The sequence below is a fragment of the Sphingobium sp. CCH11-B1 genome, assembly GCF_001556865.1.
Classification (GTDB): Bacteria; Pseudomonadota; Alphaproteobacteria; order Sphingomonadales; family Sphingomonadaceae; genus Sphingobium.
Map to the genome: position 1 here is coordinate 255,270 of NZ_LSJY01000202.1, position 13,856 is coordinate 269,125.

The following is a 13,856-nucleotide window of genomic DNA, read 5'->3' on the forward strand; positions in this document are numbered from 1 at the left end:
CCGGCCCGGACATGACAAAGGCTGTCCGCGCATCCCCCTTGTGCGTCGTCCTGCTGTTGCTGACGGTGCTGCTGGGCATTGCCGCCCTCCGGCCGATCGACCATGACGAAGGGCAATATGTCGCTGCTGTGGCCCTGATGCGATCGGGCTTGCCCTACCGCGATTTCGCCTATCTCCAGACGCCATTGCAACCCCTGCTCTTCGCGCCGCTGGCATGGCTGTGCGAGGGCTGGCTGTTCCTTGCCCTGCGCGTCGTCAATGCCCTGTGTGCGGCGGGCGCAGCGGCGCTGCTATATCATGCAACGCGCCAAGTGGGAGGATCGCGGCGCAGCGCCGGGATTGCGGCCATGGCGCTCGTCACCAGCCATGCTTTCCTGTTCGCAGCCACGGTTGCGCGGAACGATGCCCTGCCTTTGCTCCTGCACATGGCCGGTCTCACGCTGCTCATCGACGCGCTCGAAAAGGTTCGTCGACCGCTGTTCTTCTTGCTTGCCGGGCTTCTGCTGGGCGCGGCATCCTCCGCGAAGATCAGCTATGGGCTGCCGGCCGCCGCCATCGGCCTGTTCGCGCTGCTGCATGTGCGGCGGTTCGGCCCGAAAAGCGTCCTCGCGCTGGCGGTGGGCGGGATCGCGGGCGGATTGCCAACCCTGGTCCTCTGGGCGATCGCGCCGGATGCGGCCTGGTTCGGCATCATCGACTATAGCCTGAAGGCGCCGCTGGAATGGCAGATGCTGAACCAGCGCGCCTATATGGCGGAAGCCCCGCTCAGCGTTTTGCGGTTCCTGCGTTTCCTTGCGCAGGGGTCGGCGCTGCTGGCGCTTCTGGCGCTGGCCATTTCTGTCCTGCGTCGATCCGCAACGCCTTCCACGACGACCGGTCTGCTCGACTATGTGATCGTTGCCGGGTTGATCGCGGCGTGGCTGCCCCGGCCCATTTATGTGCAATATCTGGTGCCGCTGCTACCCGCCTTGTTCCTGCGCTTCGGATTGATGCTGGATGCGCCCCACTGGCGCCGCCCCGCAGCGGTCACGGCGTTGGCGCTGTGCATGATGGCGGGGGCGGCGGACACGCTGATCCGCATCGCACCGAACGTCGCCAGCGGCCACAGCCCGGTCGTGTCGGCGATGCGCGATGCCCATGCGATCGGACGGAACGTGCGCGCCTCCGCCGTCGCAGGTCCGATCGTCAGCCTCTCGCCGGAGCGGGTGGTGGACAGCGGCATGCCCCTCGATCCGCGCTTTGCCGCCGGTCCCTTCCTGTTCCGTACGCGTGACCTTCTCACCCCGGCGCAACAGCGCGCATTCCATGTGCTGAATGGCGCAAGCGTTGCAGAAGGGCTGACCCGGCATCCGCCCGCCGCGATCATAACGGGGCAAGAAAGCGCGCCTTCCCCAGCCAGTCCGCAGGGTCTCGACTCATCCCTGATCGCCTGGGCCGTCGCCCATGGCTACCGCCCTGCGTCGCTCCCCTCGGGTGAGGGGACGCTCTATCTCAGGCAGGAATGATTATCGGGGGCAGCGGCGCACAAGGCTGTTGCGGCGTCAGGTCACCTCGCATCGCCTCAAACGCGATCCGACTGCCCGTTTTGTCGAGCCTCCCATGCTGACTAATCCCGGTAATGGAGCATTGGCGAGGGCCCGCGCGGCTTGGCCGATCCGATCAATATGCTCGATGAAAGGGGCTGCGTAGTGGATATGGTGGGCATGATGCCGGGGCGCGAAAACACCTGGTCGAGCGACAGGCGCTTTACCGATGTTCTCTACTACAACATTGGCCAAAACCGGGGGATACTCGCCTATGACGATGCACAGCATCCTTATGCCAGATCCGGGGCAACTCGCTAGCGGACTTGCCATCCCCGGCGCGCCACTGGAAGGCGCTGGGCTGGCGGCTGCCCGCCAAATCTTGCGCGAAGGCGGTTCGCGCTTCGCTGCGGAACAGGGGGCTTTATCGTCAAGCCACGCCATCACATGCTGGGACTAAACACCTAGGGCATATGATCCGCAGAAGGCGACGCGCATACGCTGTTCCATGCGTTGCTTCATTATGCCCTTGGCCGGACATGGATCGCGGCGAACGCCGGGACCCCGAATTCGCCGCGCTCATAAACCGGCTGGGCATCGCACTTGGCAAATCGCGCTATCCCGACGGTCATCAAACCGATTGGGGGCAGCAATTTTGGGCGACGCTGTGGGAGCGTGGCGGCGGGCCCGTCCTAGAATAGTCGCCGAAATCCAGCGCAGATTTCAAGTGGGATTTCATGTGGGACGACGCGCCATCCTTCCAGAAATAACTGGCGAAGTCATCTACTTATGGAAGTAATTGGCGGAGAGGGTGGGATTCGAACCCACGGTACCCGTAAAGGCACACCGCATTTCGAGTGCGGCGCATTCGACCACTCTGCCACCTCTCCGCAGAAGGTTCGGCGTTGCCGACCCGGTCGAGCGGCGGCCATTAGCGAATGAAATCACCCTTGCCAAGCGGCCAGTCCGGTATTTTTCTTGTCTCCTGCTGCAACGCCCCTAAATTGGACGTATGAAAGACATGATCCAGAATTATGGCTCCGGCAGCATCTTCGGCGCAGGTGTCACGGCACCGCCGATCGTCCATGCCCGCTTCAGCATCGGCGATGTGGTCAAGCATCGCATGTTCGGCTTTCGCGGTGTGATTTTCGACATCGATCCGGTCTTCGCCAACAGCGAGGAATGGTATGACGCCATTCCCGAAGGCGCACGGCCCGACAAGGATCAGCCCTTTTATCACCTGCTCGCCGAAAATGGCGAATCCAGCTATGTCGCCTATGTCAGCCAGCAGAATCTGGATGCGGACGACAGCGACGAGCCGGTCGACCATCCGGCCATTCTGGGGATGTTCGGCGCCTATGCCGATGGCAAATATCGCCTGCGCCCGCTCCATCGCCATTAGGCGGGTCGCCGTTGTCGCCGCGCTGGCCTGCGCCGGCGCGATGTCGGCGGCGGCGCTCCCGGCGTCCAGCATCCGCCTCTGGGACATAGCCGCCAGCTTCCAGGACACCGGCACGGTCAATCGGGGTTTTGGCGGGGCCACCACCGCGCACGTCCTCCATTATTACCGGCGGCTCCTGCCCGCCGCCCCGCCGCGCGCGGTGATCGTCTATGTCGGGGAAAATGATCTGGCCGCCGGCACTCCGCCCGATCGGGTCGCACGCGACATCGCCACCCTGCTCGGCCGTCTGCGCAAGGATTATCCCCGCGCTCCCATCGCTTTCCTGTCGCTCAAGCCCAGCCCGCTGCGCTGGGCCTTGCGCGAGCGGATGGCCATGGTGAACGCCCAGGTCGTCGACCTGACGAAGAAGCTGGACGTCCGCTATCTCGATGTCGGCCGGCTGCTGCTGGCGACCGACGGTCTGCCCGACGCCTCCCTGTTCCGGCCTGACGGACTGCATATGAACGCGCGCGGCTACCAGCGCTGGACGGCCAGCGTCGACGCGTGGCTCGACAGCCTGCCACCGCCCTCCCGCGCCCGGGCGAGCGCCTCCTGACACTTTACGATTGATCCACGCCCTCGCAACATTATTACCAGAGCGTAGGACGTGCGGATAATCGAGGGGAGTCGCGAGTGGCAACGGACAGGGCAGCAAGCGGAGCGATGGCGGAACTGACGCTGCGCGGCGTTATTCTGGGCGCGCTCATCACGCTCGTCTTCACCGCGGCGAACGTCTATCTGGGCCTCAAGATCGGCCTGACCTTCGCCACGTCGATCCCGGCGGCGGTCATTTCCATGGCGGTGCTGCGGCTGTTTTCGACCGGGACGATCCTGGAAAACAACATCGTCCAGACGATTGCGTCCGCCGCCGGCACATTGTCGGCGATCATCTTCGTTCTGCCCGGTCTGGTCATCATCGGCTGGTGGCAGGGCTTCCCCTACTGGCTGTCCGCTTTCACCATCGCGCTGGGCGGCATATTGGGCGTCATGTATTCGGTGCCGCTGCGCCGCGCGCTCGTCACCGGCTCCGACCTCCCCTATCCCGAAGGCGTCGCCGCTGCCGAAGTGCTGAAGGTCGGCGCGGGATCGCGCGAGGGCCTGGAAGAGAATAAGCGCGGCCTCGCCGCCATCCTGGCCAGCTCCCTTGCCGCCGCATCCTTCTCGATCGTCGCCAAGACCCGGCTGATCGCGGAGGAAGCCGCCACCTTCTTCCGCTTCGGCGCGGGCGCGACATCTGTCTCGACCAGCTTTTCCATGGCCCTGATCGGGGTCGGCCATCTCGTCGGCCTGTCGGTCGGCATCGCCATGTTCATCGGCCTGCTCATCAGCTGGGTCGGGCTCGTCCCCTATCTCACCGCGCCGCTGCCCGCCGGAGCCGATCTGGCGGACATCGTCGGCACCGCCTTTCGCATGAAGGCGCGCTTCATCGGCGCCGGGACGATCGGCGTGGCGGCGATCTGGACGCTGCTCAAGATATTGGGCCCGATCGTCAGCGGCATCCGGTCCGCGCTCGTCGCCAACGCCACGCGCAAGGCGGGCAATGCCGCCAGCCTGGACATTACCGAACGTGACCTGCCGATCGGCATCGTCGGCGGCACCATCCTGCTGACGCTGCTGCCCATCGGCCTCCTGCTCTGGATCTTTGCGCAGGGTGGGCCGATCGCGGCCAATCCCGTTCCCGTCATTGGCCTGACGCTCGCCTATGTGCTGGTCGCCGGCATCGTCATCGCATCGGTCTGCGGCTATATGGCGGGTCTGATCGGCGCGTCCAACAGCCCGATCTCGGGCGTCGGCATCCTTGCCGTACTCGGCGCGTCGCTGCTGCTCGCCGCCATCTACGGGTCGGGCGGCGACCCGTCGCAAACGCAGGCGCTGATCGCCTATGCCCTGTTCACCACCGCCATTGTCTTCGGCATCGCCACCATCTCCAATGACAATCTTCAGGACCTCAAGACCGGCCAGCTCGTCGGCGCGACGCCCTGGAAGCAGCAGGTCGCGCTGATATTGGGCGTGATCTTCGGCTCGCTGGTGATCCCTCCTGTGCTCGACCTGCTCAACAGCGCCTTCGGCTTTGCCGGCGCGAGCGGGGCGGGCGCGAACGCCCTGCCCGCCCCGCAGGCCGCGCTCATCTCCGCGCTGGCGAAAGGCGTGCTTGGCGGTGATCTCGACTGGAACCTCATCGGCATCGGCGCGGGGATCGGCGTGGTGGTCATCGCCGTCGACGAAGCGCTCGGCCGGGCGGGCAAGCTGCGCCTCCCTCCGCTTGCGGTCGGCATGGGCATCTACCTGCCGATGGCGCTCACGCTGCTGATCCCGGTCGGCGCGCTCGTCGGCCATCTCTACAATCGCTGGGCGCTGCGCCAGTCCAACCCCGAATTCGCCGAGCGCATGGGCGTGCTGATGGCGACCGGCTTCATCGTCGGGGAAAGCCTGTTCGGGGTCGCCTTCGCCGGCATCGTCGCAAGTACGGACAGCGATGCGCCGCTGGCGCTGGTCGGGGAAAGTCCCTGGGCCGTACCGCTCGCCATCCTGATCTTCGCCGCTGCGATCGCGGGCCTCTATGCCCGTCTGCGGCGCTGGGCATCCGCCCCGCTGGCCTGATGCCCTGTCCTAAAGGGAAGCGGAAAAACCGCCCGATTTATGCGCTTCTCTCCTTTTGACGGGAAAAGGAGAAGGATAGCCGGCATGACCGATCAGGAACCCGACCGCGTGGCGCTGGGCGACGAGGCGTCCATTCTCTACTGGACCTCCCGCTTCGACGTCTCGCGCGAGGAGCTGGAGGAAGCGGTGGAGACAGTCGGGGACAGCCCGGCGGCGGTCGCCGCCTATCTCAATGTCGATCCGGCGCGGCGGCGCGGATAGTTCGGTCCTTCCGCGCGTTGCCTTTCGAAGAGAGAAAGGAACGCGCCATGAATGAGGACCATCAACCCGACACACGCCGGGATCCGGCAGAGGACAGTCCCGACATCCCCGCACCCGAACAGGGCTCGCCCGGCGGCAACAGCGACGATGTCGACAAGGAAACCGCGAAGCGAACCGAACAGGGCGAGCATGACGACCCCAATCCGCTCGCGCCGCCCGTCAACACCGAAGCGGGAAGCTGAATCATAGCGGCCGCGCAGCAGCCACCCGCGCTGCTCGACAGGGCGGTCGGGGTTGCGGGCACGGATGTCGCCGCCGTTACCGAATGGCTGCTCCGGCAAGGAAGCCGGATAGCGAAAAGGGGGCGGGGAATCCGATTCCCCGCCCCCGCCCGTTCATGCCGCTGTCAGATCAGAAGTTGACGCGGACGCCACCGCTGTAGCGGCGTCCAAACCGTTCCCATTCGATGGTCTGGTTCGTGATGCTCTTGGTCGGAATGCCAGTCGCGGTCAGCAGGCTCGCAGGGTCGGAGAAGCGGCGACCCGGATGGTTCAGCAGGTTCGACGCATCGAAATAAATCTCGACATTCTTCGTGATCGCGTAGCGCGCCGAGAAATCCAGTTCGTCGTCCGAATCCCAATAGGTATCGCCGCCATCGGTCAGCGTGTCGGCGATGGTGTCCAGCCACTTGCTGCGGTTCTGATATTGCAGGCGCAGCGACAGGCCGTATTTCTCGTAATAGCCGCCGATATTGTAAACGAAATCGGACGTGCCGGGCAGCCGCACCTTGCGTGCAGGGATCGCACCGACGCCCGGCTTTTCCACCTTGCTGTCGTTCAGCGTGACGTTGGCTGAAATGCCGAAGCCGCCCAGAAATTCGGGCAGGCCCAGATCCTGCGTCCAGGGTTCGAGCTGCAACTGCGCCGCCGCTTCCATGCCGAATATGCGGCCGGTCCCGCCATTGACGATGCCGCTATAGACATAGTCCGACCGGTCGATGCCGTTGCTGTTGAGCGCGGTGGAATTGAATGTCCTCGACGAAGTGTAGAGCACATCCTCGATCTTCTTGTAGAAGGCGCCGATCATCAGATAGCCCTGCGGTCGGACATACCATTCGAAATAGGCATCGACGCCATAGGCCCGCTCCGGCTTCACCGCCGGGTTGCCGCCCGAAATGGTGGCGTTGGCGTCGTTGACGACGACATTGGGGCGCAACTGATCGTAATCCGCCCGCGCCGCGCCGCTGTTGAACGACAGCCGCAGCTTCTTGGTGTCGTCGAGGTTATAGTTGACGTGCAGGCTGGGGAAGGCCAGCGTCTGGCTCGCCTCCGCCACGATCAGGCCCGGCGTCGTCCCGATCGTGCCGATCGCCCGGCCCTCGTTCCTGACATGCTCGACCCGCACGCCGCCCACGACGCTGCCCCAGTCGTAGCGGACCGTGCCCATCACATAGCCGGCGAACACTTCCTCGCGGACGTTATAGTTATTGCCGGTATTGGGCGTGAAGGCGAAAGCGGCCTGCGCCGCCTGCGATGCCGCCCGCATCTTGTCCTGGTCGAAATAGCGGAACGTATATCCCATCGGGATCTTGCCCAGGAACTCCTGGTCCAGCGAGAACTGGTTGTAGTTGGTGGGCAGAACCGTCGCCGCCTGCGCCGCGTTCAGGCTAATCTGGTTTTCGTCCGCGATCTTGTTGCGACGGTCATATTGGAAGCCGGCCTTCAGCGTCGCATTGTCCAGTTCGCGCGCCAGCACGACGCGGCCGGTATAGGCCTTGGTCGTGTCCACCGCGTCCAGTACCGTGAAGCCGCTCAGCGGCTTGGTGAAGCTGTCGACCGCCGTCACCTGCGCGCCTGCCGTGTAGCGGGTGGCTGCGCCGGTGCCGGTCTGGACGGTGTTGAACAGCGTCAGCCGCGAATAGTTGGGGTCAGTGAAGTCATAGGCGACGGTCGGGCGCAGATTGCGCGTCGACGGGCTGTCCCAGGTCGCCTCACCCACGACCGAACGGTCGTCCTTCGATTCGGTGTAGTTGCCGACCCAGCTCAGCTTCCACCCGTCGGCGATCTCGTGGCTGCCCTCCAGCGTGTTGGTGAAGACCGACTGGCGGAACGCCCGCAGCGTGGACCGCTGGCGGATGTCGATGCCGTAGATGATCCCCTTTTGCGGCAGGTTGCCGGCGCAGATGTCGGCATAGCCCGACGTCGTGTTGGCCGTGCTGGCGCCGCAGGCGGCAGTGCTGTTCGACAGGTCGGCCTCGCGGTCGTCCAGGTCGAACCGGTAATTGTCGCGCGCCTCGTCGTCGGTGAAGATGGTGTAGATCGACCGCGCCGAAATCATGTTGCGGTCGTCCGGCTTCCAGTCCAGCCGACCCGACACCGACCAGTTCTTGCGGGTCAGGCGATAGAGCTTGTTCTCCGTCTCATGCACCCAGAAGCGCGTCTGGTTGCCGGGACGCAGGTCGCGCGGAACCCGCTCATAGTCATTCTCGAAATTGTCGGTGATCATGTTGCGTTCGTAATAGCTGCCCGACAGCAGCACGCCGATCTCGCCGATGCCGGTGTCGAACCGGTCCGACACGACCATATTGGCTTCATATTCCTTGCGGTCGCCCAGTTCGGCAAAGCCCAGCCCCGCCTTGCCCGCCAGATGGAAGCCGTCATAGTCGAAAGCCGAACGCGTGACGACGTTGACGTTGCCGGCCACCGTTTCGCCGGGCATGTCGGGCGTCACCGCCTTCGACACGATGATCTTGCCCGCAATGGCGGACGGGATGGAATCGAACCGCGCGTCACGTCCTTCGGGACTCACCACGTTGATGCCGTCGAACGACAGGGTGGTCCACGTCTTGGGGCTGCCGCGCAGGTTGATGTAGCGCGCCTGCCCCTGGTCGCGCTCGACGCTGATGCCGGGCAGGCGGCTGGCGGCCTGCGCGATATTCTGGTCCGGCAGGCGGCCGACCGAATCCGATGCCGCCACGGTGACCAGCGAGTCGGAATTCTTCTGGATGTCCAGCGCCAGCGCTTCGGACTCCGCGATCGGACGCGTGCCGGTGACGACGATCGCATCCGCCTCAGCCTCCGCCTCCGGCGTTTGGGCGAAGGCGACGCCGGCAGGGGCGGCGGCGCTGGCAAGCAGGCACAGGATCATGTCGCGGCGCACTGGCCGCTTGCGCGTGAAAGTCATGGTTGGTCCCCCGTCTGGATCGCGCCTCATCGGCGTTCGCCGCGGCAACTAAGCGCAGCCTGCTACGGCTACATGACCCTTTGAAGTCAGATTGAAGTCATCCCTGGTGCAATATGCGACAAAAGTGTCACGCAAGAGTCATCATGCTGTCACCCCTACTCGCCAGCAGGGCCGCGCTATCAGATCGGGGGATATATCCATGTCGAAATGCCTGTCCGTGGCCGTGCTCGCGGCCGGTGGGATCCTGCTTGCGGGATGCGCCGCCACCGAGCAGGAAGTGCCGGTGGCCGTGCGCATCGCCAACGCGACGCCGGCGGTCAGCGTCACCGCGCGGGGCGAGACGACGCCGGTGGGCACGCCGAACGCCGACGCGGCGGACGATCCCGCCATCTGGCGCAATGCCGCCGACCCGTCGCAAAGCCTGATCGTGGGTACCGACAAGAAAGCGGGCCTTTACGTCTATGGCCTTGACGGGCGGACCCGCGACTTCCTCGACGCCGGGCGGGTCAACAATGTCGATTTGAAGGACGGCGTGGTGATCGGCGGCACGCCCGGCATCCTCGTCGCCGCGTCCGACCGCAACGACATCGCCAAGGCCAGGGTCGCCCTGTTCCGCCTCGATCCGGCGACCGCGAAGCTGACGGCGCTCGGCACGGTGGATGGCGGGGCGGGCGAGGCCTATGGCATCTGTCTTGGCCGCGACGAAGCGGGCCTGTCGGCCTTCATGGTGCTCAAGGACGGCACGATCCACCAACTGCTGATCGACGCGTCAGGCGCGGCCCCCATCGGCCGGATCGTCCGTACCATGAAGCTTGGCACCCAGTCGGAAGGCTGCGCGGTCGATGACCGCACCCACATCCTCTATGTCGCGGAGGAGGATGTCGGCCTCTGGCGCTTCGACGCGCGCGCGACCGGATCGACCGCGCCCACGCAAATCGCGGCGGCCGACGGCAAAAATCTCGTCGCCGACGCCGAAGGCGTCGCCATCGCGCCGACCGGCGAAAAGGACGGCTATGTCCTTGTCTCCAGCCAGGGCGACAATGCCTATGTCGTCTATCGCCTCGACGATGACAGCTATGTCGGCCGCTTCCGCGTCGTTGACGGCACGGTCGGGGGATCGGAGGAGACCGACGGGATCGAATTGATGCTGGGCGATTTCGGCCCGGCCTATCCGGGCGGCCTCTTCATCGCGCAGGACGGTCACAATGCCGCCGCGGCGCAGAATTTCAAGCTGGTCGCGTGGGACGATATCGCGAAGGCGCTCGGCCTCCGTTAAGGCAAGGGCGGTGGATCGCTCCACCGCCCTCTCTTCCTTCAGCGCTTGCCCGCGAACCAGGCCGCCAGCGGCGCCTTCAGCCGTCCGCGCGTCTCGATCCGGGTCTTGATCGACGAAATCGCCCGGTCGACCACCTTGCGCGATTCCGGCGTCAGATATTGGGTGGCATAGGCGTCCAGCTTGGCCGCCATCGCCGGATCGGCCGATCCGCCGCCCAGCCGCGCCAGCGCCTGGCTGCGCGCCGACACGTCGATCAGCGCCTCATATTGCTGGCGATGCGCCAGCACATAATCGACCGCCAGCATCGGATGCTCATACCCCACCGCGCTGATGATCGCCGCGCTGGTCGTCTTGCCCGGCTCGTCGGTCAGCGCCAGGTCGAGCGCCTGGGCGGCCAGCTTCTGGTCCTTCGCCCCGCCCAGAAGGGCATAGGTGCTGCTCTTTTCCAGATCGGTCTTCGCGCCCGTCGCCATCGCGCGCAGCTTGTCCCAGGTGGCCTGGTCGGCACTCTTGGCGATGATCGACAGCCATGTGTTGCGCAGCGGCCCGTCGAGCGCCGCCGGGTCGGTGGCGAGCGCCGCGAAACGGCGATTGGCTTCGGCCACGACCGCCTGGTCGCCCATATCGCCCAGCGTCGACACCAGCGACTGACGCAGCACGGGAACCTGCGGGCCTTCGCCGGCCTTGGGGTCATAGCCGATCGAGGCCAGCACCGGCGTCAGCTTGCGCGACGCATAGGCGAGCACGCGGCCCTGCGCGCCCGCGTCGCCATCCAGCATGTCGTAGGCGCTGCTGAGGTAAGACGGCACCTCGGCCATCACCGCGGGCGTGGCCGATGCCGGGACCGCGTCCACCAGGTCCAGCGCCAGTCCGATCGGCTGATAGCCGCCAAGGCCGAGCTGGAAATTGTCCGCCAGCAGGCCGGTCTGGTCGATGCTGGCCAGCTTCGTGAAATCCTTCGCCAGCGCCTTCACGTTGGTTTCGGGATAGAGCGATCGGAAATAGCCCGTCTGCCCGGCATTGACGATATAGGCGCCGCAGCCCGGCAGCGTGATCTGGCCATTGCCTTGCAGGATCAGGCGCTGCGCCTCGCCGCCCACCGTCTGCGCCTTCACCGGCACGTTCCACTTGAGCGGCGTCTTGCTCTTCTGGTCGCGGCTATATTCGCTTTGGCTCAGCGTCAGGACGGTCTGGCCGCCGCGGCATTGGGCGCTGTCCACCTTGACCAGCGGAATGCCCGGCTGGCTGGTGAAGTCATGCGCGATGCTGACCAGCCCCTTCGCGCCCGCGCCCTCCACCGCCTTCCACAGGTCGTCGGTCACGGTGTTGCCATAGGCATGGGCCTTCATATAGGCCTGAATGCCGGCCTTCCACGCATCCTCGCCGGCATAGCCTTCCAGCATGGTGATGACCGCCTCGCCCTTCTGGTAGGTGATGGCGTCGAACGCCTGGTTCACCTGATCGACGGTGGTGATCTTCTGGACGACCGGATGGGTGGTGGCGAGCGAATCGAGGCTCATCGCTGCCTCCCGCCCGTCGACGCGGGTCAGCAGCATCTCCCAGTCGGGCTGCAGCTTGTCCGTCACCTTGGTCGCCATCCAGCTGGCGAAGCCTTCGTTCAGCCACAGATCGTCCCACCAGGCCATGGTGACGAGGTCGCCGAACCATTGGTGCGCCATTTCATGCGCGACGGTTTCGTAGATGCGGCGCTTGGTCGCTTCGGACGTGAAGCGCGGGTCGACCAGCAATGCGCGCTCGAACGTGAAGATCGCGCCCCAATTCTCCATCGCGCTGAAGAACTGGCTCTGGCCGGGGCCCGCGACATTGTCGAGCTTGGGCAGCGGATAGGGCACGCCGAAATAATCGTTATAATAGGGCAGGATCGCCGCCGACGCGTCGAGCGCCAGCTGCGCCTTGCCCGTATTGCCCTTGCCGGTGATGACGCCGACTTCGGTGCTGCCTGCCATCTTGGTCGCGCGGTCGAGTTCGCCAAGGCCGAAGAAGAGCAGGTAGGACGACATTTTCGGGGACGTGCCGAACGTCACTCGCGTCTTGCCGCCGCCCAGGTCGGTGGAGGATTTGACCGGCATGTTGCCGACCGCCATCTGGCCCGTCGGAATGACGGCGCTGAGGTCGAACGTCGCCTTGTAGCTCGGCTCGTCGAAGCTGGGCACGAAGCGGCGGGCGTCGGGCGCCTCGAACTGGGTGAAGAGCGCGCGCTTCGCCGCCCCGCCATTGTCCGTATAGTCGAGCGCGAACAGGCCGTTCGCCTGTTGGTTGATGACGCCGGCATAGGCGATGGCCAGCTTGTAGGCGCCCGGCGCGACCGGCTTGCCGAAATCGAAGGTCACGGTCTGCGCGTCGGCATCGATCTTCGCGGTTCCCTTGACCGGCCGGCCGCCTTGGGCCGTCAGCGTCACCTCGCCAAAGCTCAGGTCAGCGGCGTTCAGCACCAGCGCCGGCAGGCTTTGTGCGACCGTCACGTCGATCACCGTCTTGCCCGTGAATTTGAGGTTGGCGGCGTCCGGCGTCACCTCGATCATATAATGGCTGGGGGCGGCGCCGCGCGGGAGCTGGGTGGTGACGCCGGCGGCTGGCCCGGCGGGGGCTGTGCTCTGCGCCATGGCCGTGGAGGCAAGCGCGATGGGAGCGGCTGCGACCAGCAGCGGCAGGATCTTGGTCAAGGACATAGACGATGAGACTCCGACATCTGGGCGATGCGCGGCATCCTAGGCCGCGCCCGATGACTGCGGGATCAACCGTTTCGCCCCGGCGGTCAAGCGATGCGGTGACCGGGCCATGTCATTCGTCGAACCTTGTTGCCCATTCGTCAAACAGGGCAGCGCGGATCAGCCCCTGCCGCGATAGCCCGGCACGTCCTGCGGCGGCAGCCACAGCCCGGCGGGCGGCTCGCCCGACTGCCAGAAGACGTCGATCGGGATGCCGCCGCGCGGATACCAGTAGCCGCCGATGCGCAGCCAGACCGGACGCATCTCGGCAAATAGCCGCTCGCCGATGCCCACGGTGCAATCCTCGTGAAAGGCGGCATGGTTGCGGAACGCCCCCAGGAACAGCTTCAGCGACTTTGACTCGACGATCGTCCCGGCCGGGGCATAGTCGATCACCAGATGGGCGAAGTCGGGCTGGCCCGTCACCGGGCAGAGCGATGTGAATTCGGGCGCGGTGAAGCGCACCAGATAGGGCTTGCCCGGGCGCGGATTGGGCACATAATCAAGCACCGCCTCTTCCGGGCTGGCGGGCAAAGCACTGGTCTGTCCCAGGTGCAGGGGCGTCTTGCTAAGGTCGGTCATGGGCGGCCATCTACGCCATCGCACGGCCGATGTCATGCCCGCGCATTGTTCACTTGCGGTTCAGCCGATCTTGTGCCTTGGCACGGGGTCATGGGGTCCATTCGTCGTTCGTTGCTGCTGGCCGCGCCGCTGCTTGTCGCCACCGCTGTCCATGCGCAGCAGGCGCAGGACGGCGCGCCCGTCTTCACGCTGCCGCCCTCCAATGCTGCGCCGGCATCGGACCCGGCCCGGCAGGGGCCGGAACTGGATGTCTTCCGCGA

At 65.5% G+C, this 13,856-nt stretch carries 11 protein-coding genes and 1 tRNA gene; 8 read left to right on the forward strand and 4 right to left on the reverse strand.

The window, feature by feature from the left end; translation table 11 throughout:
- The first annotated feature begins 11 nt into the window (after positions 1-11).
- Together AX724_RS20900 and AX724_RS20905 are read left to right on the forward strand one after the other, a co-directional pair.
- Complete coding sequence (locus tag AX724_RS20900; protein WP_066770678.1) at positions 12-1,505, forward strand: glycosyltransferase family 39 protein; 1,494 nt, start codon at positions 12-14, stop codon at positions 1,503-1,505.
- 141 nt (positions 1,506-1,646) lie between these two features.
- Positions 1,647-1,844, forward strand: coding sequence for a hypothetical protein (locus tag AX724_RS20905; RefSeq protein WP_066770681.1), 198 nt, complete (start codon positions 1,647-1,649; stop codon positions 1,842-1,844).
- Between the two features lie 479 nt (positions 1,845-2,323).
- Here the strand turns inward: AX724_RS20905 and AX724_RS20910 are convergent.
- Positions 2,324-2,413: transfer RNA gene (locus AX724_RS20910), tRNA-Ser, on the reverse strand.
- Positions 2,414-2,535: 122 nt separating this feature from the next.
- On the opposite strand from AX724_RS20910, the gene hspQ reads away from it, so the two are divergent.
- From hspQ to AX724_RS20930, 5 genes are all read left to right on the forward strand, one after another.
- Positions 2,536-2,925 carry a heat shock protein HspQ gene (gene hspQ, locus AX724_RS20915; protein ID WP_066770684.1) on the forward strand — a complete coding sequence of 130 codons (390 nt, stop codon included), beginning with the start codon at positions 2,536-2,538 and terminating at the stop codon, positions 2,923-2,925.
- On the forward strand, positions 2,888-3,520 hold the full coding sequence (locus tag AX724_RS20920) for a GDSL-type esterase/lipase family protein (protein WP_443018774.1): 633 nt from the start codon (positions 2,888-2,890) through the stop codon (positions 3,518-3,520). The genes hspQ and AX724_RS20920 overlap by 38 nt, the downstream gene beginning before the upstream one ends.
- Before the next feature lie 107 nt (positions 3,521-3,627).
- Positions 3,628-5,565 carry an OPT family oligopeptide transporter gene (locus AX724_RS20925; protein ID WP_066770690.1) on the forward strand — a complete coding sequence of 646 codons (1,938 nt, stop codon included), beginning with the start codon at positions 3,628-3,630 and terminating at the stop codon, positions 5,563-5,565.
- A gap of 84 nt (positions 5,566-5,649) precedes the next feature.
- Positions 5,650-5,826 carry a DUF3606 domain-containing protein gene (locus tag AX724_RS23175; protein ID WP_082733628.1) on the forward strand — a complete coding sequence of 59 codons (177 nt, stop codon included), beginning with the start codon at positions 5,650-5,652 and terminating at the stop codon, positions 5,824-5,826.
- Positions 5,827-5,873: 47 nt separating this feature from the next.
- A complete protein-coding gene (locus tag AX724_RS20930; RefSeq protein ID WP_066770693.1) occupies positions 5,874-6,068 on the forward strand; it encodes a hypothetical protein in 195 nt (64 codons plus the stop codon).
- A 169-nt stretch (positions 6,069-6,237) separates the two neighbouring features.
- Here AX724_RS20930 and AX724_RS20935 read toward each other — a convergent pair whose 3' ends face one another.
- Positions 6,238-9,009: a TonB-dependent receptor gene (locus AX724_RS20935; protein ID WP_066770696.1), complete on the reverse strand. Its 2,772-nt coding sequence runs from the start codon at positions 9,007-9,009 to the stop codon at positions 6,238-6,240.
- 199 nt (positions 9,010-9,208) lie between these two features.
- Here AX724_RS20935 and AX724_RS20940 point away from each other — a divergent pair, with 199 nt between their 5' ends.
- On the forward strand, positions 9,209-10,285 hold the full coding sequence (locus AX724_RS20940) for a phytase (RefSeq protein ID WP_066770697.1): 1,077 nt from the start codon (positions 9,209-9,211) through the stop codon (positions 10,283-10,285).
- A 38-nt stretch (positions 10,286-10,323) separates the two neighbouring features.
- On the opposite strand, the gene AX724_RS20945 is transcribed toward AX724_RS20940, so the two are convergent.
- Together AX724_RS20945 and queF are read right to left on the reverse strand one after the other, a co-directional pair.
- On the reverse strand, positions 10,324-12,975 hold the full coding sequence (locus tag AX724_RS20945; RefSeq protein ID WP_066770701.1) for a M1 family metallopeptidase: 2,652 nt from the start codon (positions 12,973-12,975) through the stop codon (positions 10,324-10,326).
- Positions 12,976-13,134: 159 nt separating this feature from the next.
- The gene (gene queF / locus AX724_RS20950; RefSeq protein ID WP_066770703.1) at positions 13,135-13,596 is read right to left on the reverse strand and encodes a preQ(1) synthase; all 462 of its coding nucleotides are present in this window, start codon (positions 13,594-13,596) and stop codon (positions 13,135-13,137) included.
- Between the last annotated feature and the right edge of the window lie 260 nt (positions 13,597-13,856).

Bases quoted from the DNA above. Each gene is read 5' to 3' on its own strand.
- AX724_RS20930 (WP_066770693.1), top strand. From the start codon at position 5,874: ATGAATGAGGACCATCAACCCGACACACGCCGGGATCCGGCAGAGGAC.
- AX724_RS20935 (WP_066770696.1), bottom strand. From the start codon at position 9,009: ATGACTTTCACGCGCAAGCGGCCAGTGCGCCGCGACATGATCCTGTGC.
- queF (WP_066770703.1), bottom strand. From the start codon at position 13,596: ATGACCGACCTTAGCAAGACGCCCCTGCACCTGGGACAGACCAGTGCT.
- AX724_RS20925 (WP_066770690.1), top strand. From the start codon at position 3,628: ATGGCGGAACTGACGCTGCGCGGCGTTATTCTGGGCGCGCTCATCACG.
- AX724_RS20900 (WP_066770678.1), top strand. From the start codon at position 12: ATGACAAAGGCTGTCCGCGCATCCCCCTTGTGCGTCGTCCTGCTGTTG.
- AX724_RS23175 (WP_082733628.1), top strand. From the start codon at position 5,650: ATGACCGATCAGGAACCCGACCGCGTGGCGCTGGGCGACGAGGCGTCC.
- hspQ (WP_066770684.1), top strand. From the start codon at position 2,536: ATGAAAGACATGATCCAGAATTATGGCTCCGGCAGCATCTTCGGCGCA.
- AX724_RS20920 (WP_443018774.1), top strand. From the start codon at position 2,888: ATGGCAAATATCGCCTGCGCCCGCTCCATCGCCATTAGGCGGGTCGCC.
- AX724_RS20940 (WP_066770697.1), top strand. From the start codon at position 9,209: ATGTCGAAATGCCTGTCCGTGGCCGTGCTCGCGGCCGGTGGGATCCTG.
- AX724_RS20945 (WP_066770701.1), bottom strand. From the start codon at position 12,975: ATGTCCTTGACCAAGATCCTGCCGCTGCTGGTCGCAGCCGCTCCCATC.